This window comes from Haloarcula nitratireducens, assembly GCF_019599505.1.
Map to the genome: position 1 here is coordinate 897,788 of NZ_RKLT01000001.1, position 22,019 is coordinate 919,806.

Below are 22,019 nucleotides of genomic sequence, written 5' to 3' on the forward strand. Positions count from 1 at the left end.
TTTAGGTTTGCCTAAATGGTTTACGTTTCAGTCGTCGGCCGCGGCCGGGACCGCTTCCGTCTCGGCTGCCGCGATCTCGTCGAGGCAGTCAAGCCAATCGAGCATGTGCTCCCCGCAGTAGTTGAGGAACGCGCCGTTCTCCCAGTCGGAGAAGTCGCCCTCGGCGAGCGCCCGGCCCATCGCCTCGAAGACTTCGGCGTAGGAGTCCGCGTCCTCGCCGGCGGCGTCGACGATCTCCCAGACGTGCTCGTTGAGTTCGAGACCGTGGACCTCGTTGGTCAGGTCCGAGAACGTCGAGCGCGGGGCCTTGTTGTGCTCACAGAGCGGGTCGCCGTTGTAGATGTGTTTGTCGAGGACGTCACAGGCGCGTTTGAGGAACAGCCCGGACCAGATGTCGTCGAAGCGGCCGACGTCCCACTCGTTGTCGTCCATCGGCAGCTGGTAGAACGCAGGGACGACCTCCCGGCGGAAGGCGAGGTTCATCGAGCAGACGGTGAGGTAATTCCCCGCGGCGGCGACGAAGTCCTCGCCGAAGTCCTCGGCGCTGGTGCGGGTCTGGGCCTGCCCCTGCAGGTCACCGTCCATCAGGATGCGAACCGCATCGAGGTCCGGGACGTTCGTCCAGAGTCCCTGCGAGGCGACGACGTCGTCGACGTGCGTGTCCGCTGTCTCCACACTCTCGTCCATGGCGGCGTAGGGATATCCGCGGGGATAGAGCCCGTGGTCGTCCTCGTTCTGGTAGAGGACGTTCACCCAGTCCTCGTCGGACCCGACCGCCTCGATAGTCCCTTCGAAGGCGAGGTTCTCCATGTGCGTTCCGAAGAAGTCGACGTCCTCGTGCGGAAGCGTGTCGTCGTCGATGAACACCCCGTAGTCGAAGCGCTCCTCGGCCCAGAGATAGAGCAGGCCGAAGGAGGTCTGCGCGTGACTGGCCGCCGGGATCAGGTGCGAATACTCCTCGAGACCGCGTTCGGCGAACCACGCTTCGCGGGCCTCGCCGTCGAAGACGCTCCCCTCGACGCCCTCCTCGTCCAGCATCTCCCGCATCGCGTCGGTGTCACAGAAGTCCTCGGTGACCAGTACGACGTACAACCGATCGAGGTCGAAGCCGTGACGGCGAGCGTTCTCGAAGTACGCGCGCATACACTCGTGATTCCGAATCGTCGGCACCACGACGCAGATATCTTCCGTCATTCTGTTCGGAACTGTTTAGGCCGCCCTAAAGAGGCTGTCGTTTTAGGTCCGCCAAACAAATACTGCCGGACCGCTCGATCTCTTGCCCACGTGGATATGTCTCTTCGACGCCATGTTGTGAAGGGTACCCAAGGCCATAATATTCACGCGACCGCGATTAACGTTGTATAAGGCGAACTATTATCTGGCTGTGCTTTGCCTCCCTAGTCGAGAGATGAGTGTACGAAACAAGCGGGGTCGTGCCACGGAACTATGAACCTCGATAACCAGACGTGCGTGATCACTGGGTCGTCACGGGGTATCGGGCGCGGCATCGCGAAAGACCTCGGAAAACACGGCGCGAACGTCGTCGTCAACTATCGCTCCTCGGAGGCCGAAGCGCGGGCGGTCGTCGAATCCATCCGCGAGGACGGCGGGGAGGCGATCGCCGCACAGGCCGACGTCGCCAAGGCCGCGGAAGTGCAGGCCATGCGCGAGCGAGTCGCCGACGAGTTCGGCCCGGCGGACGTCCTCGTCAACAACGCCGGCATCACGATCGACAAGAAGTTCGAGAACATGACCCGCGAGGACTGGGATACGGTCATGAGCGTCAACCTCGGAGGCGTGTTCAACTGCACCGACGCCTTCTACGACGACATCAAGGGAGCCGAACACGGCCGCCTCATCAACATCTCGAGCGTCGTCGGCCAGCAGGGTAACATCGGGCAGGCCAACTACGCGACGACGAAGTCCGGCCTGTTCGGTTTCACGCGCACGCTCGCCTTGGAACTCGCTCACACCGGTTCGACGGCCAACTGCGTCGCGCCGGGGTTCGTCGAGACCGACATGCTGGAGGAGGTGCCCGAACGCGTCCAGGAGAAGATCCTGCGCGAGATCCCGCTGGACCGCTTCGCCACCGTCGCCGACATCGCCGGAATCGTCCGGTTCGTCGCCAGCGAGGAGTCCAGCTACATGACCGGTCAGGTACTCGGCGTCAACGGCGGCATGGAGTGGTAACATGAGTCAACAGGAAGAACCAGACGACGAGACGGAGACGCCCGACCCCGTCGAGGAACTCCGAGAGAAGCGTCGCGAGGCGGAACTCGGCGGCGGCGAAGCACGCATCGAAGCCCAACACGAGAAGGGGAAGATGACGGCGCGCGAGCGCATCGACTTCCTCGTCGACGAGGGCACCTTCTACGAGGTCGACCCCTTCGTCGAACACCGCTCGACGAACTTCGGGATGGAGGAGAAGCGCTACGCCGGCGACGCCGTGGTCACGGGCTACGGCGAAATCGACGGGCGCAAGGTGTTCCTCTTCGCGCACGACTTCACCGTGCTGGGCGGGTCCGTCGGCGAAGTCGTCGCCGACAAGATCTGTAAGGTGATGGACAAGGCCATCGAGAACGGCGTCCCCGTCATCGGCCTGAACGACTCCGGCGGCGCGCGGATTCAGGAGGGCGTCGACTCGCTGGTCGGCTTCGCCAAGATCTTCGAGCGCAACACGAAGGCCAGCGGCCTCATCCCGCAGATTTCGGCCATCATGGGCCCGTGTGCCGGCGGTGCCACCTACTCCCCGGCGCTGACGGACTTCACGTTCATGGTGCAGGACACCAGTCACATGTTCATCACGGGGCCGGACGTCATCGAGACCGTCACGGGCGAGCAGGTCTCGAAGGAGGAACTGGGCGGCGCGAGTTCGCACTCCACGAAGTCCGGCGTCGCGCACTTCTCGTACCCCTCCGAGGAGGAGGTCTTGGAGAACATCCGCCGCCTGCTCTCGTATCTCCCGCAGAACAACATGGAGGACCCGCCGCGGGTCTCGCCGTGGGACGAGCCCGACCGCGAGGTACCCGAGCTCACGGACATCGTCCCGTCCGCGCCGCGAAAGCCCTACGACATGTGCGAGGTCGTGAACCGGATCGTCGACGAGGAGTCCTTCTTCGAGGTGTACGGTAACTGGGCGCGCAACGTCATCACGGGCTTCGGTCGGATGGACGGGAAGTCGGTCGGCGTCGTCGCCAACCAGCCGCGAGTCAGCGCCGGGACCTTGGACATCGACGCCGCGGAAAAGGCCGCGCGGTTCGTCCGGTTCTGTGACTCCTTCAACATCCCCATCCTCACGTTCGTCGACGTGCCCGGGTTCATGCCCGGCACCGATCAGGAGCACAACGGCATCATCCGCCGCGGCGCGAAGCTCATCTACGCCTACGCCGAGGCGACGGTGCCCCTGCTCTCGGTGGTCGTCCGCAAAGCGTACGGCGGCGCGTACATCGTCATGTCCTCGAAGTTCCTCGGCAGCGACGTGAACTACGCGTGGCCGGGGTCGGAGATGGCGGTGCTGGGGCCGCGCGGCGCGGTCAACATCCTCTATCGGAAGGAGATCGCTCAGGCGGACGACCCCGACGCCAAGCGCCAGGAGCTGATGGACGACTTCCGCGAGGAGTTCGCCCACCCCTACGGTCCCGCCAAGCGGGGTTACTTAGACGACGTCATCGAACCGAAGGACACGCGCAAGCGCCTCATCGACGACCTCGACCTGCTCCAGCGCAAGCGAGAGGACAGCCCGCCGAAAGACCACGGCAACATCCCGCTGTGATGTCGTCCCTCGAATCACCCGACGAGAGCGGAGACGAGGCGGCCGAAGACAGCGAGGAAGCGAGCGACGAGACGAGTGCCGGGTCGATACCGACGGTCACGGTTCCCGCGGGCGACGAACTCGACGTGTCGCTCCCCGACGACGCGACGGCCGCCGAAGCCGCGGCCATCAGCGCCGCCATCGGGGCGCACCTCTCCGACCGCCAGCGTGCAGCGGCGGCCGCGGCCGCCACCCGAGAGAGCGCCGACTACGCGAACGAGTGGACACTGGCCGGCCGACTGGAGCGGTTCGGAAAACGGCGTCGCCCCGCCCGGGTCGAGCGGGGCGACGAGTGGAAGGCCGCGGCGCGAGCGCGCTACTGAACCGCGTTAGGCGTGGAAATCCCGCAGCACTTCCAGGTCCCGGCTCGTCTGCATGAACTCCGAGAGGGGACGCGTCTCCCCGCAGGAGTCACACTCGAACGACGCTTCGGGGCTCGAGAGGTCCGCGACTTTCTCTTCCCAGTCCTCCTCGCAGGCGGGGCACTGTAGCTGAAGCCACGCTTCCTGCATGGGTCGGTGTGCGAAGCAGTCACGGATATACTTTGTGTGGATTCCCGGCGAACGCCGACGACGAGTCGATACGGTGCGGCCGCCGCGGGGAACTGTTACGACCGTAACGAATACACGACCCCCCTGAGTGTGCATATGCATGGGAGTCGCAGTAATCGGCGCGTCGATGACGAAGTTCGGGCAGCGTGACGCCTGGATTCAGGAGCTACTCTCGCAGGCGGGCGAGGAGTGTCTGGACGACGCCGACGTGACACCGAAGGAGGTAGAGCACCTGTACGTCTCGAACATGGCCAGCGGCGAGTTCGAGGGACAGACGGGCGTGATGAATATGCTGGCTCACGACCTCGGCGTCCTGCCGGCGTACGCCGAACGAGTGGACCAGACCTCCTCGTCCGGCGGTGCGGGCATCTACGAGGCGTGGCAGTCGGTCGCCTCCGGGGCCAGCGAGATGACGCTGCTGGTCGGTGGCGAGAAGATGACCCACAAGACCACGGGCGAGGCGACGGACATCATCGCATCCATCACTCATCCCGAGGAGTACAAGCACGGCGTGACGCTACCCTCTTTCGCCGGATTGACCGCGCGTCACTACCTCGAGCGGTTCGACGCCCCGCGGGAGTCGCTGGCCCGAGTCGCCGTCAAGAACCACAAGAACGGCGTCGACAACCCGAAGGCGCAGTTCCAGAAGGAGATAACGATGGAGAAAGCGCTCGAATCGCCCATCATCGCCGACCCGCTTCGGCTGTACGACTTCTGTCCCATCACGGACGGGAGCGCGGCGATGATGTTCACGACGGAGGAGCGAGCGGAGGAGCTCACCGACGAGTACGCCGTCGTCTCCGGCATCGGCGGCGCGACGGATACGCAGGTCGTCCACGAGCGCGACGACCCGACGGTCATGGGCGGCGTCGTCGAGTCGAGCGAGGAGGCCTACGAGATGGCCGATCTCGGTCCCGGCGATCTGGACGTCGCCGAACTCCACGACATGTTCACGATCCTCGAATTCCTCCAGTTGGAGGGCATCGGCGTCGCGGAACAGGGGACCGCCTGGGAGATGGCGATGGACGGCGAGACGGCGAAAGACGGCGAGTTACCCATAAATACGTCGGGTGGGCTGAAGTCGAAGGGCCATCCGCTGGGGGCGAGCGGCGTCGCACAGGGCGTCGAGATCTACGAGCAGTTGGTCGGCGAGGCCGGCCCGCGACAGGTCGAGGCCGACACCGCGCTGGCGTGTAACGTCGGCGGCTTCGGCAACTGCGTCATCACCACCATCATGGAGGCCGCAGAATGACCCTGGAAGCAGGCGAATGTCCGAACGGTCACGTCTCGTACCCCACGCACCCGCGCTGTCCGGAGTGTGGCGAACCGCAGGAGGACACCCACGACCTCTCGGGGCAGACCGCCGAGGTCGTCACCTGGACGAAGTCGACCGCGACGCCGCCGGGCGTCCGGCAGCCGAACACGCTCGCCATCGTGGAGTTCGACGTGGACGGCGAGGCGGTCCGCGCGCTCGGACAGGTGACGACCGAAGAGATCGGGACGGGCGACGAGATCGAACCGGTCCACGTCGAGGAGCTCCGCGACCCAGATGTCGGTCTCAAGAGCGAGAACCCGGAGAGCCAGGAGTGGGGCGGCTACCGCTGGGACCCCGTGTAGGCGAGGTCCTCGCCGCACTGTAGCGCGCTTTCGATTCTGTCGAGGCCGTCCGCGACGGTGCAGTGCCCGTCGGGGCCGGCGTGGGGATAGACGCCGGCGATCTCGTCGTCTACGAGGACGACGAGACACATCACCGGCAGCGTCACGACGGAGTCGCGGCCGGTGAACGCGCTGGAGCGGTCGTGGCGGTCGAACGCCGGCGCGAGCGAACAGTCGTGCGCTTCGGCCCACGCTTCCATCGCGGCGATGTCGTCCGCCTCGCCCGCGTTCGAGGCCGTCGCGAGACGGTTCCAGTAGGTGACGCTCACGTCGTCGACGAGGCCCTGCTGGCGGAGCGAATCGGCGCGCGCTAACGCGGCCGTCTGGCGTTGCTCCGTCGCGTCAGAGACGGGAGAGCGCACGTACACCGCTAACCGACGAGTATGGGTCATGGTATCGTCCACCGAATGAGTGTCCTACGCTGGGTACGGGGATAGCCGTATCGGTGAACGGTCCGGCCATCGTCAGTTCGCGGTCGTGACCGTCGCGCCGTCGGCCGCCGTCCGAGTTCCGGTGTCGGCGAGTTCGGTCAGGAACGCGTCGACGGAGCGCGTCTTACCGTCCGCGCCGACGGGTGCGACCTGCGCCAGTTTCCCGTCCTCGTAGATAGCGAGACAGAGGACCGGCATGACGAGTTCCGTCCGCTTCTCGCCCGTCTCGGTGCTGTAACACAGTCGGGTATCGAAAAAGGGAGCGAGGCACGCGTCCGTCTCGCTGGCCCACTCGGCGAACTCGTTGTACCGGTCGCGCTCCGGTCGAGCGTCGTCGCCCTCGACGGGAACGCGCTTTCGCCAGGTCGTCGTCTCGAAGCCGTCGAAGACGCCCCGACGCTGTAACTGACAGAGTCGCTCCTCGATAGCCGCTCGGCGCTTCCGCGAGGGCTGTGGGAGATCGCTCCTGACGAACAGTTCCGCTCGACGCGTCGTTGGACACTCTGTTTTCGGCATCGGTACCGAGAGGTAGACCTACAACATAATAAAACATTATATTTATTTTCCAATCTGTGGGGCGAGGCGACTACGTCTCGTCGTCGGTGCCGTCAGCGCCGTCATCTCCCCCCTCGCCGTCGCCCGCGTCGTCGACGCCGTCGATGTCGTCTTTGATGGATTTCAGCTCGGCGTCGACGTCGACGGGGACGTCCACCTCGTCGGCCGAGTCCTCGGGCGCGGTGCCGTTCTCGTCGGGCCGTTCGGAAAGTCGGTCGTCGAGGTCGGAACGGAGTCGCCGGGCCTCGTCGAGGAGTTCCCGCGCCTCCTCGTCCTGCGGGCGGCCCTCCATCGCGTCCTGCAGGTCCGTGAGGGCGTCGTCGAGGCGAGAGAGCGTCACCCTACTCAACTGGGTCGCGCGCTGGCGGACCTCGTTCGTCGCCGACTCGCTCGCGGCCGGCCGCCCGTCCGCCATCCGGAGCGCTCGGCGGAGGAGCTTCAGCGCCTCGATGTTGGTCTGCAAGACGAGGATCGCGGCCGGGATGGTCACGTCGCTCGTGAACCGGAGCAGTTCCGAGGGCGTCGGCGGTCGCGGAATGCCGCTCTCGGTAGTCGGTTCGACCTCCGTCTCTAACTCCTGGAGGGTCCTGACGAGGTCCGTCAACAGGGCGGTGACGTCGTCACCGGAACTGGCGCTCATGTCCCCACGTTGTGGCGAGGCGTACAAAAGTCCGCCGCGCTGACTAGGCCAACCAAAACCCTTTTTGCTTTAGGGTAGCCTAATCGCTAGTAATGCCAACGCAAACGGACGAGATCTCGGTCGCCACCGACGAAGACGACGATCGGCCGACCGTCACAGCACACGGAAGCGGCCCTGAGAAGACGGTCTTCACCGAAAACGGGAACCGAGAGGGCTGGATCGCGACCGACCTGACGGTCGATTGCTGGCGGTAACGTTCTCTGGCAGTCCGAATCGGCAAACGACGGGACGTTCCGAAACGAAAGCGAGCGGTTCTATCGATCCATCGCTTCCGGGAAGACCAGCGTGTCGTCTTCGAGGTAGTGGTCGATGTGGTGGGCGTCGTCTTCGACTTCGACGAGTATCTCGCGGAGCATCTGTGCGGTGGCGTGGTCGCCGAGGTTCGTCGTCAGCTCGACGTGATCGCGGAGCGACTCGATGATGTCGCCGTACATGGCGAGGTCGTGTCGGAGCGACGTCCGGACGTCGTAGACGTCCTGACCCTCGTACTCGACCTTCGCGTGTTCCTCCTGCGCGGCGGGGCCGGAGATGGGCGTGCCACCGAGCGCCTGCGCTCGCTCCGCGATGAGGTCGGCGGCCTCCTCCGCGTGCTCTGCGGCGTCACCGAGGAAGAGGTGCAGGTCGCGGAACTCCGCGCCCTCGACGTTCCAGTGGTGCTTCTTGAGCTGGTGGTAGAGGACGTAGGTATCCGCTAAGTCCTGGTTCAGGGCGTCGATTACCTGTTCCGCTTTGTCCTTCTCGAGACGGAGTTCGTTGTCCTCGACGTCACCGAAGTGCTTTCGGACGTGTTCCTGAGTTGCCATAGGCATTCGATTATACTCGCGGGCCACACTTAAAACCTCCTGTCGAGAAAAGATATTTTAGGAAACCCAAAAGAATCCTTGACCGTACCGGCATCCGGTTTCCGCCGGCGGCGAGTCGGTTCGCGGAGGGACAGCGCACTCTGCAGCGGGAGAGAAGTATCTCCGACCCCGACGACCGGGTGCCGCGAGTACGGTGCTCGGACGAGAGACGAAGCGGACAATAATGCGCGTCTCGGTCGATCAGTCGCCCGACGACACGGCCTTACCGCTACTCGCCGTCCGTCCGGGAGACGACGACCGCGGCGTGGCCGTCGGCCATTCCCGAGAGGTCCACGTCGTCGCTTCGGAGCGTCTGTTCCTGATGGACCGCACTGACCGCGCGCAACACGTAGTCGTCCAGCCCCAGAAAGTCGCCGTACTCCTCCCAGACCGTCGGCGGGACCGCGACGAAGAACGTCTCCGGCGTCCGACCGAGCACCGGGTCGTCGTACTGCCGTCGCCACTCGTAGACGAGGTCCTCGACGCCCGGATTGTCGGTCATCACCCGCTGGTGCGCCTCGAGCGCGTCGCGGAGCTGACTCTCTTCGACGTCGTTCTCCGACGCCACGGCCCGTATCACGTCGTCCTCGAACGGGGAGTTCGACTCGTTCTCCGTCATTGCCGGCCGTTAGAACGCTCCGGCGCAAAAGCGACTCGCTCGCTGACCGCTCTCGCCGCTACTCCGCGCTCGCCTTCTGACCGTTCGATTGTCGATACCGAAACCCTCCGAAACTACCCGATTTAACCCCTATATTCCCGGTATTCGAGAACGTCCCGGCAGATATTTGCAGTCGGCCCCACAACTCACGAATAGAGGAATGGGACGACTCTCGACGCTGTTCGCGCCGGAACGGGTCGCCGTGATCGGGGCGACCGACTCGGAGGGGTCGGTCGGCCGCGCTATCACGTCGAACCTGCTGGAATCGTTCGACGGCGACGTCGTGGCGGTCAACCCCTACAAGGACGACGTGTTGGGCCTTCGGTGCTACGACGAGGTCGGCGACGTCGAAGGCGAAGGCATCGACGTGGCCGTCGTCGTGGTCCCGCCCGACGTCGCCATCGAGGCCATCCGCGACGCGGGCGCGGCCGGGATCGGCAACGTCGTCGTCATCACCGCCGGGTTCGGGGAGACCGGCAGCGAGGGGGCCGCCCGCGAACGCGACCTGCGGGAGGCCGCCGAGGCGTACGACCTCAACCTGGTCGGGCCGAACAGCCTCGGCGTCATGTCGACGCCGCGGGGGCTGAACGCCACGTTCGGCAACGAGATGGCGACCGAGGGGGACATCTCCTTCATGAGCCAGTCCGGGGCGTTCGTGACGGCCGTGCTGGACTGGGCCGCGGAGCGCGACGTCGGCTTCAAGGACATCGTCTCGCTGGGCAACAAGGCCATCTTAGACGAGGGCGACTTCATCGCCGAGTGGGGCGAGGACCCCGAGACCGAGGTCATCCTCGGCTATCTGGAGGACATCGCGGACGGCGAGGAGTTCGTCCGGACCGCCCGCGAGGTGACACAGGAGACGCCCATCGTCCTCGTCAAGTCCGGTCGCACGGACGCGGGGGCGAGCGCCGCCGCCTCCCACACCGGCGCGATGGCGGGCTCCGAACGCGCCTACGAGGCGGGTCTCGAACAGGCCGGAACGCTCCGCGTTGAGTCCGTTCAGGAGCTGTTCGACTTCGCGCAGATCCTCTCGGGCCAACCGCTGCCCGACGGCGAGGAGATCGCCATCGTCACGAACGCCGGCGGTCCCGGCGTGATGACGACCGACGCCGTCGGCGATTCGGACCTCTCGCTGTCGTCGTTCGAGGACGAGACCCTCGGCGCGCTCCGCGAGACGATGCCCGAGGAGGCCAACATCTACAACCCCGTGGACATCATCGGCGACGCGCCCGCCGAGCGCTTCGAGACGGCGCTCGAGACGGTGCTCGAAGACGACAACGTCGCGATGGCCGTCGTCGTCGCCTGTCCGACCGCGGTGCTCTCCTTCGAGGAACTCGCCGAGGTCGTCGTCTCCCAGCAGCGGGCCCACGAGACGCCCGTCGCCACGACGCTGATGGGCGGGAAGTCGGTGGGGGCGGGCAGGGAGATTCTCAGCGAGGCCGGCATCCCCAACTACTTCGACCCGGCCCGCGCCGTCGAGAGCTTAGACGCGCTCCGGGAGTACGACGAGATACAGTCCCGGGAGTACGAGGAACCGGCGACGTTCGACGTGGACCGAGAGCGCGCCCGCGAGATACTGGAGTCCGCGACCCGCCGGGACACCAACCGCCTCGGCGTCGAGGCGATGGAACTGCTCGACGCCTACGGCATCCCGACGCCCGCGGGCGGCGTCGTCTCCTCGCCCACGGAGGCCGAGGAACTGGCAGAAGACATCGGCGACGACGTGGTGATGAAGATCGTCAGCCCGGACATCCTCCACAAGTCGGACATCGGCGGCGTCGAGGTCGGCGTCCCGCCGGAGGAGGTCCGAGACACCTACGAAGACCTGGTGGTTCGCGCCCGGAACTACCAGCGGGACGCCGCGATACTGGGCGTCCAGGTCCAGGAGATGGTCGACCTCGACTCGGGAACGGAGACCATCCTCGGCATGAACCGCGACCCGCAGTTCGGGCCGCTGCTGCTGTTCGGCCTCGGTGGAATCTTCGTGGAGGTGCTCGAAGACAACACCGTCAGAGTCGCGCCGGTGAGCGAATCCGACGCCCGAGGCATGCTGGACGACATCGAATCCGCGCCGCTGCTCCGGGGCGCGCGCGGCCGCGACCCCGTCGACGAGGACGCCCTCGTCGAGGCGGTCCAGCGGCTCTCGCAGCTCGTCACGGACTTCCCGGCGATCGTCGAACTGGACATCAATCCGCTCGTCGCGACCCCCGACGGGGTGCAGGCGGTCGACCTGCGACTCACCATCGACCAGGAGGAACTATGACCGACTCGAACACGCTACTCGTCACGTCGACTGAGGAAGGTATCGGCAAGACAGCGATCAGTCTCGCGCTCGCGAAGACGGCCAAGGAGGCGGGCCGCGAGGTCGGCTACATGAAGCCGAAGGGGACTCGCCTCCAGAGCGCCGTGGGCAAGACCCGCGACGAGGACCCGATGCTCGCCCGGGAACTGCTCGGACTGGACGCCGAGATCCACGAGATGGAGCCGATCGTCTACTCGCCGACGTTCGTCCAGGAGGCCATCCGCGGCCGCGAAGACCCCGCGGAGCTCCGCGAGCGCGTCGTCGAGAACTTCGAGGCGCTCGCCGAGGGGACCGATCTGATGGTCGTCGAGGGCAGCGACCGACTCGACACGGGCGGCATCGTCGACCTCACCGACGCCGACATCGCCGAGGCGCTCGACGCGCGCGTCCTCCTCGTCTGCGGGTACACCGACGCGGGCGACACCGACGAGGTGCTGGCGGCCGCCCGGACCCTCGGCGACCGACTGGCCGGCGTGGTGTTCAACGGCGTCGCCGACGCGGCGATGGACGATTTGACCGACGACGTGCTCCCCTTCCTCGAAGGCCGCGGCGTGCCGGTGTTCGGGTCGCTCCCGCGCGTCCAGGAACTCGCGGGAATCACTATCGAGGACCTCGCGCGGAGCCTCGGCGCGGACGTCCTCACCAACGACGCGTCGACCGACGTCCACGTCGAGCGCTTCACCGTCGGCGCGATGGGGGGCAACAGCGCCTTAGACCAGTTCCGGCGGACCCGCGACGCCGTGATGGTCACCGGCGGCGACCGCTCGGAGGTCCAGACCGCCGCGCTCGAAGCCTCGGGGATCAAGGCGCTCCTGCTCACCGGCGGGTTCCGCCCGGCGAGCGCCGTCCTCGGCCGCGCCGAGGAGGAGAACGTCCCCATCCTGCTGGTCCAATCTGACACCCGGACCACCATCGACCGGATGGAGGACGTCCTCCGCTCGGGCCGGACGCGAAACGAGCGGACCGTCGAGCGGATGCGGGAGTTGCTGGACGACGGCGTCGACGTCAACTCCCTGCTCGGCTTCGACGAGTAGCCCCGGTTTCGGCTGCGATTCCGAACGGCTAGAACCGGCGGTTCGACCGATTTTTGTCGGTATCTCCAGACGAAACCCCCCCCCCCCTCTGACTTTTAAGTTGTCTGACGCACTAGTTCCGTCCGGAGCCGAGAGGCTCCGTAGTGTCACACGCTCGGGGAACCCCGTTCCCCGTTCTACCCTTTGAGCAGAGAACGCCCGCGAGCCGCGGCTATCCCGACCCGAAGACAGCGAGCGGTAGGTGCTCTCGAACGCCGTCGACAGCGGCGGACGGATCCGAAAGCGAGAGGGGCGGGAGCGGCCACACCGGACGATCGGTCATGTCTTCCAACACCTCGGGGTTCGTCCGTTCGGCCGTCGTCGCCCCCTCGTACTCGTTGAGGACGATTCCACGGACCGATACTCCGCGGTTTCGGAGCGCATCGACGGTCAGGCAGGTGTGGTTGAGCGTCCCCAGTCCCGACCGGGCGACGACGATCGCCGGCAGGCCGACGTCCGCCACGAGGTCCAGCACGTCCCTATCGTCGGCCAGCGGCACCCGCAGGCCGCCGATGCCCTCGACGACGGCGGTCTCGTGGGCCGATATAGCGGCTTCGACGCCGTCCCGGATCTCGTCGTAGGAGAGGTCGGCGTCGGTCCGGTCGGCGGCGACCGCGGGCGCGAGCGGCGGTTCCAGCCGTCTGAGGCAGGTCGCCGCCTCCTCGGACCCGCAGGCCTCGGCGACGAATCCGGCGTCGTCGTCCGGCGGATAACCGGTCTGGCAGGGTTTGACCGCGATGGCGTCTCGCCCCCGCTCGCGGAGCCACCCCGTCAGCCCGGCGGTGACGACCGTCTTGCCGACGCCGGTGTCCGTTCCGACGACGAACAGGCCGTCCGCGTCGCCGCCGGTCGATTCGTCGCTCACAGCAGTCCGACCTCCTCGCCGGCCGCCTCGAAGGCGTCGAGACACCGTTGGATGTCTTCGTCGGTGTGCGTGGCCGTCGGCGCGACGCGGATGCGCGAGGTGCCTTCCGGCACCGTCGGCGGTCGGATGGCCGGCGCGACGATAGCGCGGTCGCGCAGGCGCTCGTCGAGTTCGAGGGCGTCCGCACGGTCGCCGACGAGCACCGGGAGGATCTGCGTCTCGCCCAGTACCTCGTAGCCCCGCGCTTCGAGCCCCTCCCGGAGCGTCTCGACGTTCGCCCACAGTCGGTCGGCCTGATCCGTCTCGCGGGCGATGCGGAGGGCTTCTCGGGCCGACGCCGCCGCGGGCGGCGCGAGTCCGGTCGAGAAGACGAACGAGCGCGCCGCGTTGAGCAGATACTCGATCAGCGTCTCGTCCCCCGCGACGTAGCCGCCCTGACTGGCCAGCGCCTTCGAGAGCGTCCCCATCTGCACGTCCACGCGGTCGCTCAGCCCCTCGCGCTGGACGACGCCGCCCCCGCGCTCGCCGAACAGCCCCGTGGCGTGGGCCTCGTCCACCATGAGCCACGCGCCGTGCTCCTCGGCGGCGTCACAGAGCGCCGAGAGGGGAGCCACGTCGCCGTCCATCGAGAACACGGAATCCGTGACGACCAGCCACCGCTCGTCGGCCGCGTCCCCGTCTGCTGCCGCGGCTCCGTCCTCGGCCCGTTCCTCCATCTTCGCTCGGAGGTCGTCGGCGTCGCAGTGGTCGTACACCACCGTCTCGCCCGCGCCGAGTCGACAGCCGTCGATGATCGAAGCGTGGTTGAGTTCGTCCGAGAAGACCACGTCCGGCGAGAGCGCGTCGACGATGCCGACGTTCGCGGCGTAGCCCGACGAGAAGACGAGCGCGCGCTCCGTTCCCTTGCAGTCGGCGAGGTCACGTTCGAGCTCCCGGTGGACGGACGTGTCGCCGGTGACGAGACGGGAGGCTCCCGCGCCCGTCCCCACCGTGCGAGCGCCGAGTTCGGCCGCCCGTTGGAGTCGGTCATCGTCAGCCAGTCCGAGGTAGTCGTTCGCGGCGAAGACGACGGCCTCGTCGCCGAACTCGGGGACGTCGCCCTTCGGGTCGTCGGCCAGTCGCGTCCGGTCGCCGACGGACTCGGCGACTTCGAGGTGCCGTCGGAGGTCGTCGTCGGCCCGTGCGTCCAGCCGGGCGTCCAAGTCGAACCCGTGAGTCATCGTCCACACCATCACAGCGGTCCCCTTTAGACGTACAGATTTCGCAGATACGGTTTTACGTCCGCGGTGTGACACTAGTGGGCATGGACCGTGATACAGCCGAACCAGTCGCCGACTCGTTCCCGGGACCGCGCGCTCGGAACCGCGCCAGCCGTCACGCGACCGTGGCCGCACCGAGCACGCACGTCTACGAGTTCGTCTGGGACCCGACGGCCGACGCCGTCGGTCCCTACTGTACCGACGTAGACGGGAACGTCCTCCTCGATTTCACGTCCCACGTCGCCGCCGCCCCCCTCGGTTACAACAACCCGCACCTGCTCGCCCGCCTCGACGAGTTCGACCTCGTCGACCCGCTGAAGTTCGCGGGACAGGACTTCTACGCCGACCTCGGGGATCTCCCGGGACCGACCGAGTTGATGGAGCGGCTGACCGACATCGCGCCCGACGGCCACGACACGGTGTTCCTCTCGAACACGGGCGCGGAGGCCGTCGAGAACGCCATCAAGATCTGCTACGACGCCCGTCCGGGCGCGGAGTACGGGATCACCTTCGAGGGGGCGTTCCACGGGCGAACGCTCGGCGCGCTCTCGCTCAACCGCTCGAAGGCCGTCCACCGCCGGGCGTTCCCCGAGATAGCCGGAATCTCGTCGGTCCCGTTCTGCGAGGACCGGACCTGCTACCCGAGCACCTGTTCCTGTGGGTTCTTCCCCGAGGAATCGGGAGAATCGTGGCTCCGCCGACGCCTCGGCCCGGACGGCAGCATCGACCCCGGATCGGTGGCGTACGTCATTCTCGAACCCGTGCAGGGCGAAGGCGGCTACCGAATCCCCAGCGAGGCGTTCATGGAAGAGGTGGCCGCCGTCTGCCGGGAGTACGGGATCCCGCTGATAGCCGACGAGATACAGACCGGGATGGGACGGACCGGCGAGTGGTGGGGCGCGGACAACTTCGCCATCGAACCCGACGTACTCGCGGTTGCGAAGGGCCTCCGCGTCGGCGCGACCGTCGGCCGCGGGGAGATGTTCCCCGACGAGCCCGGACGGCTCTCCTCGACGTGGGGCGGCGGCGACCTCCTCTCCTCGATGGTCGGCGCGCTCACCATCGACGTCATCGAGAGCGAGAACCTCCGACGGAACGCGAAAGAGCGGGGCGACGAACTGGCGGCGTCGCTCGACGCCGACCCCGTCGACGGTTGTGTTGACGTGCGCAACCTCGGCTCGCTCGTCGCCGTCGAGTTCGAGACGAAGGCCCGCCGCGACGAGATGGTCGCCGCCTGTGCGAACGAGGGCTTGCTCACGCTCCCCTGTGGACTGAAGACGCTCAGACTGCTCCCGCCGCTCGACGTTCGAGAGCGGGAGATCGCCCAGGCCGTGGCCTGCTTCGAGGACGCGGCCGAAATCTGATGTGAGTGCGCCGCTCAGAAGCCGGGCATGAGGTCGGCCGGGCCGAAGACGCCGTAGTGGCCCGCGCGGTTGTTGCGGACGCCGGCTTTCAGGTAACCGAGCGCCGGGCCGTTGACGTTAGCTTCCATGCTCGTCGCGTCGTCGAGTTCGAAGGTGTTGGTCCCCGTCTCGCCGTCGAAGGTCGTTCCGGTGACGGAGACGGTGGTCGTCGTCGGTTTCTCGTCCGAGCGCACGTCAAGGACGCCGCCGACGTGGACGTCCTCCGCGTCACAGATGCCCGCTCGCTCCAGCAGGACGTCGTCCGCGTGTTCCATGTCGTGGAACTCCAGAACGCCGTCGTGGTCCTCGATGAGGTCCTCGATCTCGGCCTCGCTCATCTCGCGGGCCGTCTCGATGTCGTAGCCGTCGAGGTGGGCGATGTCCTCCCTGACGGTGCCGCGGTTGTCCTCGTAGCCGCTCTTGAGGCCGACCCCCCACCAGATCTCGACCTCCTCGACCTCGACGAACGACTGGGCCGCGAGCGCGGCCGCGCCGGTCAGGAAACCCGGCGTCGCGCCGGCGCCGCAGACGAACGTGATGCCGGACTCTCTCAGGAGGTCCTCGCGGTCGTCCAGCATGCCGATGACGCGCGAGCGCTTGAGCACGTCCACGAGGACGCCCTCGTACTCGGCCTCGGCGAACCGTTCGGCGACGCGGGGGATGAAGTCGTGTTCGAGGTTCGGCAGCGCGACGAGCACCGCGTCGATGGCGTCGCTCTCGGCGATTATATCGTCGATAGGCGTCGCCGTCTGACGGCCCTGTTCGCTGGCGACGATACCCGCCTCTTCGCCGTGCTGTTTGACGCCGTCGGCAGCTGTGCCGGCGTCAGCCTTCGCTCCGCCGTCGGTGGCGATATCGTCGTCCGAACCGTCCCGCGGCTCGCTCGCGATGTTGCCCTCCGTCGCCTCCAGCAGTTCGGGTACGTCGAGGCCCCCGTGGTCCACGGCGACGCCGTTGCGGTCACACGCCGCGACCGGCGTGAGGCCGTCCTTGTGCTGGGAAACGTCGAGTGTTCGTCGGCCGATACCGCCCGTTCCGAGTACCGCGAATCGTACGTCGTCCATGCTTAGTCGTCTGATCGGAGTTCTGATTTGCTCTGTGCGGTGCCCGCCGCCGTCTCCGAGTCGCCGGCGTCGTCGGCGCGTTCAGCGACGGCGTCGGGGTCGAAGTCGTTGGCTTCGGTGTTCGGTTCGAGCCCCGCCTCGTCGATGATTTCGAGGTCGTCGGCCGCCGACTGGCCCTCGGTGGTGAGGTAGTCGCCGGTGAGGATGCCGTCCGCGCCCGCCTCCAGCGCAGCTACCTGCCCGTCCGTGTCGAGGTTGACCTCGCGCCCGCCGGTGAGGCGCACGCGGGCCTCGGGGTGGAGCAGGCGGTAGACGGCGATGGTCTCGATCACTTCCTCGGTCGTGATGTCGGGCAGTCCCCGCTCGGCCATCGGCGTCCCCTCGACGGGGTTGAGGACGTTGACCGGGAGCGAGGAGACGCCGATCTCCTGCAGCGCGATCGCCGCCTCGACGCGGTCGGTCGGCGTCTCGCCCATGCCGAGGATGACGCCGGCACAGAGGTCCATACCGGCGTCCTTGGCGACTTCGAGCGTCTCGACGCGGTCCTCGAAGGAGTGCGTCTGGACGACCTCGGGGAAGTAGCGGGGGGAGGTCTCGATGTTGTGATTGTAGTGGTTCAGCCCCTCCTCGGCGAGGATCGCCGCTTCCTCTTCGGTGAGAATGCCGAGGCTGGCGTCTACCTCCACGTCCGTCTCGTCGCGCACGAGTCGGATGGCTTCGAGTACCTCCTCCCACTCGTCGGGGCGCTGTTCCTTCGAGACGCCCTTCTCCGCGACGACGATGCCGAACCGCTGTGAGCCGTCTCGTTCGGCCCGCTTCGCGGCTTCCAGGATCTTCTCCGGGCCCAGGAAGCCGTAGTTGTCGATGCCGGTGTCGAAGTGCACGGACTGGGCGCAGAAGCCGCAGTCCTCCGCGCAGTTCCCGGCCTTGGCGTTCACGATCGAGCACGCGTCGACGGTGTCGTCGCCCAACCGCGTGCGGACGTAGTCCGCGCCCGCCGCGAGGGCGTCGACCGGCTGCGCGACGAGCGCCAGTCCGTCCCGCCGGTCGAGTCGCTCGCCGTCTAACACGCGTGCGACCGCGTCGTCTACCGTTCGGTTGCCCGTCTCGTAAACCACGTTCCAAACGTCAGTTGACGAGTGAATAAAGGTTCGGGTGAGCGGAGTCGCGAGCGAAGGGCGACCCTATCGACTCACAGCAGGAGCGAGATCACCGCGAGGACGAGGAAGATGAGGATCAGCCACTTGGCGATCTCCATGCTGAGGCCGGCGATACCGCGCGCACCCAGCAGCGCCGCGACGAGCGCGAGGACGAAAAACAGGACGGCGAGCGAGAGGAACCCGCCCCCGCCCATCTGCAGGGGTGTGAACGCGGGCGCTACGGCCGCGGTGACGCCGGACAGTTGTGAAAGCATACCCGACGCGTCGACGCGGGGTCGTATCGTAATAGTGGCGTTATCGTCGCTAGCCCGAGATTATCGCCCGAGCGGGACCGGTTCAGTTCAGCCGGAAGTCCCGGGCTGACGGGCCGCTACGGGCGACGTGACCGAACTTCAGGAGCGCGACGAAAACCGTCCCGCCGATGATGTTGCCGACAGTCGAGAACAGGAGGAACCGCAGGAAATCGACGTAGCCGACTTCGGGCGAGACGAGGACGCCGCCGAACACTTCGACGGTTCCGGCGATACAGTGCGGGAGGTGCGCGAAGCCGATCGCCGCAGTGATGAGCCAGACGACCGCCAGCCGAGCGATGGTGCTATCCGCCGCCGCGACCAGCCACGACAGTAGTCCCATCAGCCATCCAGCGAGCACGCCGGCGCCGACGAGTGTCCCCGGTGAGAGTTCCGTGTAGGCCGTCGCCAGTTCGGTGAACGCCGACGCCTCGACGACGCCGATGGCCGGACCGATCGCCACGGCGAACGCGGCGAAGACGAGCGCACCCGCGACGTTGCTGGCGTAGACGAGCCCCCAGAGCCGCCCCAGTTTGGCGACGCTCGCATCCCGGTTCAACACGGGGAGGACGGCGAGGGTCGTGTGTTCGGTGAACAGCTCAGACCGGCCGAGGACGACCAGTATGAACCCGACGCCGTAGACGAGTCCGAGGAGGAGTTGCTTCGGGAGGTCGCCGATGGCGGGGTCGGCCGCCGTGAGGATGACACCCATCAGCAACGGGCCGAACCCGATGTCGAGCCCGGCCGAGAGCGCGGAGAGCGACAGCCCGCTCGTCGGACGGTTTAGCTCGCTCAGCCCGCGTCGTATCTGGAGTTCGAGGATGTCCTCACCCTCGGCCTGTTCGTCGTCAACCGGACCGCTGCTACTCGTAGCCGACATCTAATGTCGTCCGCGCTACGAGGGCGACACGTTTGAAAGTTCTCGCCGAGCCCAAGCGAGATCAGTAGAGGTCGTCCAGTTCCTCCTCGGCGCTTCCGTGTTCCTCGGCCGGGAACTCGCCCGCTCGCACCGCGTCGACGTAATCGCTCACCGCGTCGTGGATCTCCGCTCGCGCGTCGCCGAACTGCGCGGCGAACGGCGGACTCGACGCGGCGAGTCCGACGACGTCGGTGAAGACCAACACCTGCCCGTCGCACTCGCCGCCGGCCCCGATGCCGATGGTCGGGATGTCGACGGCCTCGGTGACCTGCGCGGCGAGGTTCGTCGGGACGTGTTCCAAGACGAGGGCGAACGCGCCCGCCGCCTCGTGCGCCTCCGCGAGTTCCAGAATCTCCGTCGCTTCCTCGCGGTCCGTCGCCTGCTGCGTGTAGCCGGTCTGATTGACGCTCTGGGGAGTCAACCCGAGGTGGGCCATCGTCGGGATACCGAGGTCCGACAGTCGCTCGGTCAGCTCCACGGTGTGCGGTCCCGACTCCAGTTTCACGGCGTTGGCCCCCTCCTCTTTGAGCATCCGGCCGCAGTTCTCGACGCTCTCGGCCACGTCCGCACCGAACGAGAGGAACGGCATGTCCGCGACGACCAGCGCCTCGTCGGTGCCGCGGGCCACCGCGCCGACCCGGGAGGCAACTTCGTCGAGGGTGACCGGCAGCGTGTCGTCGTATCCGAGCACGGCGTTGCCCATGCTGTCGCCGACGAGGACGACGTCGATTCCCGCCTCCTCGACGATGCTCGCCGTCGCCGCGTCGTACGCGGTCAGCATCGTTATCCGCTCGTCACCAGCCATCGCCCGCACGTCCCGAACAGTGGTCATATGCATGGCCGGACGCGGCGCGCTATTACGTGTTCGGGTCCCGCGTCGAGCGCTATCGCATCACAGTTCCCGAGCGATCATCTCGCCCCACGGCTCGAACCCCCAGCGGTCGTAGAACGCCGCCGCGCGCCCGTTGTCTGGGTCCACGTCGAGCACCAGTCGGTCGAGCGGCAGCGTCTGCGAACGAGCGAGCGACAGCGCCGCCTCCAGCAGGTCGTCGGCGACGCCGGTCCCTCGGTACTCCTCGACGACGAACAGTTCGTTCAGCACCGCGGCGTCCCAGACGTGGGCGAGCGACTCGGGCAGGACGAAGACGTAGCCGACGGCCTCGCCGTCGCGCTCGGCCAATCGGACGGTGCGCTCGTCCTCCTCGACGCAGCGGTCGACCCACGCCAGATACGACTCCCGGTAGTCGGCGTCGAGTTTCTCGCGGTACGTCGCTTCTTTCTCGCCGTCTCCGGTGCCCGACCCAAGCGAGAGTTCGAACGCGCGCTTCAGATCCCAGAGAGCGTCCGCGTCGTCGGCGTCACCGGCGTCGTACGGGCGAATCATCGCGAGCGTCGTCGGTACCGGGTCACTCGTACAGGCCGAGGTCCTCGGCCACGCGGTCCGCCAGTTGGTCCATCACGTCCGGGTCGACTTCGGCGACGGCGTCCCCGTCGTGTAGTTGCTCGTTGTGACGCTCGACGGCCGACTCGACGTCGTCGAAGGCGACGCGACTTCGGGTATCACACGCGGTACAGACGACCGGTATCTTCGGGAGTTCCTCGTCCGCTGTCATAGACAGCCGCTTCGGCCGAGCGGCCCAAGTAACGTCTGGTCGACCGCCGAACCGGAAGTTGCTTGAGAGTGCCACGGAAAGCCCCGACCGTGCCAGCAGTCGAGAAGACGAACCCCGACGGCGTGGACTTCGGCTGGGTGATGCAGGTCACCTTCGTCACGACCATCCTCGTCGGGTCGCCGATCGTCGTCTTCGCCTCTATCGGGACCGCGCTCCCGACCTGGACGAGCCGGGCGATATTCGCCGTCCGGGTCGGCGCCGTCATCTGGTTCCTGACGGCCGTCGCCGCCTATCTCTACGCCCGGTATCGCCGCTGATCGAACTCGCTCGCCCACGCGAAGGCCGTGCCGGCGCGGCGAGCGGTCTCGGCGTCCCGCTCGGAGTCGCCGACGAACACGGTCGACTCGGCGTCGGCGTCGAGCCGCTCGACGACCGAGAGGAGCCCCTCGGGGTCGGGCTTCGACGACCCGACGGTGTCGCGGCCGACGACGGAACCGACAGCCGACGTGAGGTCGTGGGTCTCCAAGGCGAGCCGACAGGCCTCCTCGGCGTTCAGCGAACAGACGCCGACCGGCACCGCGTGAGGCAGCCCGTCGGCCAACGCGAGGCGCTCGGACTCGCGCGCGCCGACGCGTTCGTGGTCGGTGATGGTCGCCTCGACAGCCGCTCGGTGACCGGTTTCGTCAGAACGTTCCAGTAATTCCCAGAGGTCGCCCGCGTCGGGGTCCACGCCGCGCTCTCGAAGCAGCGTCGCGACGTCCTCCGCCACCGCGTCCCAGTCCACTGCTAACTGCACCAGCGTCCCGTCGAGGTCGTACACTACGGCGTCGTAGCTCACGACCGAAGGTAGGGAAGCCCCTCGCAAAT

Annotated in this window: 27 protein-coding genes; 10 read left to right on the forward strand and 17 right to left on the reverse strand. The window is 67.0% G+C overall.

Features of this window, described 5'->3' with window-relative positions:
- Positions 1-27 precede the first annotated feature (27 nt).
- Positions 28-1,194, reverse strand: coding sequence for an alpha-1 4-glucan-protein synthase (locus EGH23_RS04530; protein ID WP_220578822.1), 1,167 nt, complete (start codon positions 1,192-1,194; stop codon positions 28-30).
- Positions 1,195-1,446: 252 nt separating this feature from the next.
- Between EGH23_RS04530 and EGH23_RS04535 the strand changes: the two genes are divergently transcribed.
- Genes EGH23_RS04535 through EGH23_RS04545 form a run of 3 tightly spaced genes read left to right on the forward strand, consistent with a single transcriptional unit; the run spans position 1,447 to position 4,134 of the window.
- On the forward strand, positions 1,447-2,190 hold the full coding sequence (locus EGH23_RS04535; RefSeq protein WP_220578823.1) for a beta-ketoacyl-ACP reductase: 744 nt from the start codon (positions 1,447-1,449) through the stop codon (positions 2,188-2,190).
- Position 2,191: 1 nt separating this feature from the next.
- On the forward strand, positions 2,192-3,772 hold the full coding sequence (locus tag EGH23_RS04540; RefSeq protein WP_220578824.1) for an acyl-CoA carboxylase subunit beta: 1,581 nt from the start codon (positions 2,192-2,194) through the stop codon (positions 3,770-3,772).
- Positions 3,772-4,134 carry a DUF8022 family protein gene (locus tag EGH23_RS04545; protein ID WP_220578825.1) on the forward strand — a complete coding sequence of 121 codons (363 nt, stop codon included), beginning with the start codon at positions 3,772-3,774 and terminating at the stop codon, positions 4,132-4,134. The genes EGH23_RS04540 and EGH23_RS04545 overlap by 1 nt, the downstream gene beginning before the upstream one ends.
- Positions 4,135-4,140: 6 nt before the next feature.
- On the opposite strand, the gene EGH23_RS04550 is transcribed toward EGH23_RS04545, so the two are convergent.
- Positions 4,141-4,323, reverse strand: a complete 183-nt coding sequence (locus tag EGH23_RS04550; RefSeq protein WP_220578826.1) for a DUF7836 family putative zinc-binding protein — start codon at positions 4,321-4,323, stop codon at positions 4,141-4,143.
- 139 nt (positions 4,324-4,462) lie between these two features.
- Between EGH23_RS04550 and EGH23_RS04555 the strand changes: the two genes are divergently transcribed.
- Together EGH23_RS04555 and EGH23_RS04560 are read left to right on the forward strand one after the other, a co-directional pair.
- Positions 4,463-5,614: a thiolase family protein gene (locus EGH23_RS04555; protein WP_220578827.1), complete on the forward strand. Its 1,152-nt coding sequence runs from the start codon at positions 4,463-4,465 to the stop codon at positions 5,612-5,614.
- Positions 5,611-5,979 carry a Zn-ribbon domain-containing OB-fold protein gene (locus tag EGH23_RS04560; protein WP_220578828.1) on the forward strand — a complete coding sequence of 123 codons (369 nt, stop codon included), beginning with the start codon at positions 5,611-5,613 and terminating at the stop codon, positions 5,977-5,979. The genes EGH23_RS04555 and EGH23_RS04560 overlap by 4 nt, the downstream gene beginning before the upstream one ends.
- Here EGH23_RS04560 and EGH23_RS04565 read toward each other — a convergent pair.
- The 3 genes from EGH23_RS04565 to EGH23_RS04575 form a co-directional block, all read right to left on the reverse strand.
- Positions 5,958-6,410, reverse strand: coding sequence for an HTH domain-containing protein (locus EGH23_RS04565; protein ID WP_220578829.1), 453 nt, complete (start codon positions 6,408-6,410; stop codon positions 5,958-5,960). The genes EGH23_RS04560 and EGH23_RS04565 overlap by 22 nt on opposite strands.
- 72 nt (positions 6,411-6,482) lie before the next feature.
- On the reverse strand, positions 6,483-6,965 hold the full coding sequence (locus EGH23_RS04570) for an HTH domain-containing protein (protein WP_220578830.1): 483 nt from the start codon (positions 6,963-6,965) through the stop codon (positions 6,483-6,485).
- A gap of 70 nt (positions 6,966-7,035) precedes the next feature.
- Entirely contained in the window at positions 7,036-7,644 is a 609-nt protein-coding gene (locus tag EGH23_RS04575) for a DUF7547 family protein (protein ID WP_220578831.1), read from the reverse strand.
- A 92-nt stretch (positions 7,645-7,736) separates the two neighbouring features.
- Here EGH23_RS04575 and EGH23_RS04580 point away from each other — a divergent pair, with 92 nt between their 5' ends.
- On the forward strand, positions 7,737-7,898 hold the full coding sequence (locus EGH23_RS04580; protein ID WP_220578832.1) for a hypothetical protein: 162 nt from the start codon (positions 7,737-7,739) through the stop codon (positions 7,896-7,898).
- Between the two features lie 60 nt (positions 7,899-7,958).
- Here EGH23_RS04580 and dpsA read toward each other — a convergent pair whose 3' ends face one another.
- Complete coding sequence (gene dpsA, locus EGH23_RS04585; RefSeq protein ID WP_220578833.1) at positions 7,959-8,507, reverse strand: DNA starvation/stationary phase protection protein DpsA; 549 nt, start codon at positions 8,505-8,507, stop codon at positions 7,959-7,961.
- Between the two features lie 268 nt (positions 8,508-8,775).
- The gene (locus EGH23_RS04590; RefSeq protein WP_220578834.1) at positions 8,776-9,165 is read right to left on the reverse strand and encodes a DUF8048 family protein; all 390 of its coding nucleotides are present in this window, start codon (positions 9,163-9,165) and stop codon (positions 8,776-8,778) included.
- 199 nt (positions 9,166-9,364) lie between these two features.
- Here EGH23_RS04590 and acs point away from each other — a divergent pair, with 199 nt between their 5' ends.
- Both acs and EGH23_RS04600 read left to right on the forward strand, forming a co-directional pair.
- A complete protein-coding gene (acs, locus tag EGH23_RS04595; RefSeq protein ID WP_220578835.1) occupies positions 9,365-11,467 on the forward strand; it encodes an acetate--CoA ligase alpha subunit in 2,103 nt (700 codons plus the stop codon).
- The gene (locus EGH23_RS04600) at positions 11,464-12,540 is read left to right on the forward strand and encodes a phosphotransacetylase family protein (RefSeq protein ID WP_220578836.1); all 1,077 of its coding nucleotides are present in this window, start codon (positions 11,464-11,466) and stop codon (positions 12,538-12,540) included. Before acs ends, EGH23_RS04600 begins: the two co-directional genes overlap by 4 nt.
- A 211-nt stretch (positions 12,541-12,751) precedes the next feature.
- On the opposite strand, the gene bioD is transcribed toward EGH23_RS04600, so the two are convergent.
- Together bioD and EGH23_RS04610 are read right to left on the reverse strand one after the other, a co-directional pair.
- Positions 12,752-13,444, reverse strand: a complete 693-nt coding sequence (gene bioD / locus EGH23_RS04605) for a dethiobiotin synthase (RefSeq protein ID WP_220578837.1) — start codon at positions 13,442-13,444, stop codon at positions 12,752-12,754.
- Complete coding sequence (locus tag EGH23_RS04610; RefSeq protein ID WP_220578838.1) at positions 13,441-14,664, reverse strand: aminotransferase class I/II-fold pyridoxal phosphate-dependent enzyme; 1,224 nt, start codon at positions 14,662-14,664, stop codon at positions 13,441-13,443. Before EGH23_RS04610 ends, bioD begins: the two co-directional genes overlap by 4 nt.
- A gap of 83 nt (positions 14,665-14,747) precedes the next feature.
- Here EGH23_RS04610 and EGH23_RS04615 point away from each other — a divergent pair, with 83 nt between their 5' ends.
- Positions 14,748-16,067 carry a class-III pyridoxal-phosphate-dependent aminotransferase gene (locus EGH23_RS04615; protein ID WP_220578839.1) on the forward strand — a complete coding sequence of 440 codons (1,320 nt, stop codon included), beginning with the start codon at positions 14,748-14,750 and terminating at the stop codon, positions 16,065-16,067.
- A gap of 14 nt (positions 16,068-16,081) precedes the next feature.
- Here the strand turns inward: EGH23_RS04615 and bioU are convergent, their stop codons facing one another.
- From bioU to EGH23_RS04650, 7 genes are all read right to left on the reverse strand, one after another.
- Entirely contained in the window at positions 16,082-17,170 is a 1,089-nt protein-coding gene (bioU, locus tag EGH23_RS04620) for a (S)-8-amino-7-oxononanoate synthase BioU (RefSeq protein WP_220578840.1), read from the reverse strand.
- A 2-nt stretch (positions 17,171-17,172) separates the two neighbouring features.
- Positions 17,173-18,288, reverse strand: a complete 1,116-nt coding sequence (gene bioB / locus EGH23_RS04625; protein WP_220578841.1) for a biotin synthase BioB — start codon at positions 18,286-18,288, stop codon at positions 17,173-17,175.
- Positions 18,289-18,362: 74 nt separating this feature from the next.
- Positions 18,363-18,584: a DUF1328 family protein gene (locus tag EGH23_RS04630; RefSeq protein ID WP_220578842.1), complete on the reverse strand. Its 222-nt coding sequence runs from the start codon at positions 18,582-18,584 to the stop codon at positions 18,363-18,365.
- Positions 18,585-18,666: 82 nt separating this feature from the next.
- Positions 18,667-19,500: a formate/nitrite transporter family protein gene (locus tag EGH23_RS04635; protein ID WP_220578843.1), complete on the reverse strand. Its 834-nt coding sequence runs from the start codon at positions 19,498-19,500 to the stop codon at positions 18,667-18,669.
- Between the two features lie 61 nt (positions 19,501-19,561).
- On the reverse strand, positions 19,562-20,371 hold the full coding sequence (panB, locus tag EGH23_RS04640; RefSeq protein ID WP_220578844.1) for a 3-methyl-2-oxobutanoate hydroxymethyltransferase: 810 nt from the start codon (positions 20,369-20,371) through the stop codon (positions 19,562-19,564).
- Positions 20,372-20,431: 60 nt separating this feature from the next.
- Positions 20,432-20,923 (reverse strand): GNAT family N-acetyltransferase, encoded by a 492-nt coding sequence (locus EGH23_RS04645; protein WP_220578845.1) that lies wholly within the window; start codon positions 20,921-20,923, stop codon positions 20,432-20,434.
- 22 nt (positions 20,924-20,945) lie between these two features.
- Positions 20,946-21,152 (reverse strand): DUF8149 family protein, encoded by a 207-nt coding sequence (locus EGH23_RS04650; RefSeq protein ID WP_220578846.1) that lies wholly within the window; start codon positions 21,150-21,152, stop codon positions 20,946-20,948.
- A gap of 140 nt (positions 21,153-21,292) precedes the next feature.
- Here EGH23_RS04650 and EGH23_RS04655 point away from each other — a divergent pair, with 140 nt between their 5' ends.
- On the forward strand, positions 21,293-21,469 hold the full coding sequence (locus EGH23_RS04655) for a DUF5822 domain-containing protein (RefSeq protein WP_236044679.1): 177 nt from the start codon (positions 21,293-21,295) through the stop codon (positions 21,467-21,469).
- Here EGH23_RS04655 and EGH23_RS04660 read toward each other — a convergent pair.
- Entirely contained in the window at positions 21,448-21,990 is a 543-nt protein-coding gene (locus EGH23_RS04660) for an HAD family hydrolase (RefSeq protein ID WP_220578848.1), read from the reverse strand. The two genes, EGH23_RS04655 and EGH23_RS04660, sit on opposite strands and share 22 nt — an antisense overlap.
- Positions 21,991-22,019 lie beyond the last annotated feature (29 nt).

Bases quoted from the DNA above. Each gene is read 5' to 3' on its own strand.
- EGH23_RS04530 (WP_220578822.1), bottom strand. From the start codon at position 1,194: ATGACGGAAGATATCTGCGTCGTGGTGCCGACGATTCGGAATCACGAG.
- EGH23_RS04535 (WP_220578823.1), top strand. From the start codon at position 1,447: ATGAACCTCGATAACCAGACGTGCGTGATCACTGGGTCGTCACGGGGT.
- EGH23_RS04540 (WP_220578824.1), top strand. From the start codon at position 2,192: ATGAGTCAACAGGAAGAACCAGACGACGAGACGGAGACGCCCGACCCC.
- EGH23_RS04545 (WP_220578825.1), top strand. From the start codon at position 3,772: ATGTCGTCCCTCGAATCACCCGACGAGAGCGGAGACGAGGCGGCCGAA.
- EGH23_RS04550 (WP_220578826.1), bottom strand. From the start codon at position 4,323: ATGCAGGAAGCGTGGCTTCAGCTACAGTGCCCCGCCTGCGAGGAGGAC.
- EGH23_RS04555 (WP_220578827.1), top strand. From the start codon at position 4,463: ATGGGAGTCGCAGTAATCGGCGCGTCGATGACGAAGTTCGGGCAGCGT.
- EGH23_RS04560 (WP_220578828.1), top strand. From the start codon at position 5,611: ATGACCCTGGAAGCAGGCGAATGTCCGAACGGTCACGTCTCGTACCCC.
- EGH23_RS04565 (WP_220578829.1), bottom strand. From the start codon at position 6,410: ATGACCCATACTCGTCGGTTAGCGGTGTACGTGCGCTCTCCCGTCTCT.
- EGH23_RS04570 (WP_220578830.1), bottom strand. From the start codon at position 6,965: ATGCCGAAAACAGAGTGTCCAACGACGCGTCGAGCGGAACTGTTCGTC.
- EGH23_RS04575 (WP_220578831.1), bottom strand. From the start codon at position 7,644: ATGAGCGCCAGTTCCGGTGACGACGTCACCGCCCTGTTGACGGACCTC.
- EGH23_RS04580 (WP_220578832.1), top strand. From the start codon at position 7,737: ATGCCAACGCAAACGGACGAGATCTCGGTCGCCACCGACGAAGACGAC.
- dpsA (WP_220578833.1), bottom strand. From the start codon at position 8,507: ATGGCAACTCAGGAACACGTCCGAAAGCACTTCGGTGACGTCGAGGAC.
- EGH23_RS04590 (WP_220578834.1), bottom strand. From the start codon at position 9,165: ATGACGGAGAACGAGTCGAACTCCCCGTTCGAGGACGACGTGATACGG.
- acs (WP_220578835.1), top strand. From the start codon at position 9,365: ATGGGACGACTCTCGACGCTGTTCGCGCCGGAACGGGTCGCCGTGATC.
- EGH23_RS04600 (WP_220578836.1), top strand. From the start codon at position 11,464: ATGACCGACTCGAACACGCTACTCGTCACGTCGACTGAGGAAGGTATC.
- EGH23_RS04610 (WP_220578838.1), bottom strand. From the start codon at position 14,664: ATGACTCACGGGTTCGACTTGGACGCCCGGCTGGACGCACGGGCCGAC.
- EGH23_RS04615 (WP_220578839.1), top strand. From the start codon at position 14,748: ATGGACCGTGATACAGCCGAACCAGTCGCCGACTCGTTCCCGGGACCG.
- bioU (WP_220578840.1), bottom strand. From the start codon at position 17,170: ATGGACGACGTACGATTCGCGGTACTCGGAACGGGCGGTATCGGCCGA.
- EGH23_RS04630 (WP_220578842.1), bottom strand. From the start codon at position 18,584: ATGCTTTCACAACTGTCCGGCGTCACCGCGGCCGTAGCGCCCGCGTTC.
- EGH23_RS04635 (WP_220578843.1), bottom strand. From the start codon at position 19,500: ATGTCGGCTACGAGTAGCAGCGGTCCGGTTGACGACGAACAGGCCGAG.
- panB (WP_220578844.1), bottom strand. From the start codon at position 20,371: ATGACCACTGTTCGGGACGTGCGGGCGATGGCTGGTGACGAGCGGATA.
- EGH23_RS04645 (WP_220578845.1), bottom strand. From the start codon at position 20,923: ATGATTCGCCCGTACGACGCCGGTGACGCCGACGACGCGGACGCTCTC.
- EGH23_RS04650 (WP_220578846.1), bottom strand. From the start codon at position 21,152: ATGACAGCGGACGAGGAACTCCCGAAGATACCGGTCGTCTGTACCGCG.
- EGH23_RS04655 (WP_236044679.1), top strand. From the start codon at position 21,293: ATGCAGGTCACCTTCGTCACGACCATCCTCGTCGGGTCGCCGATCGTC.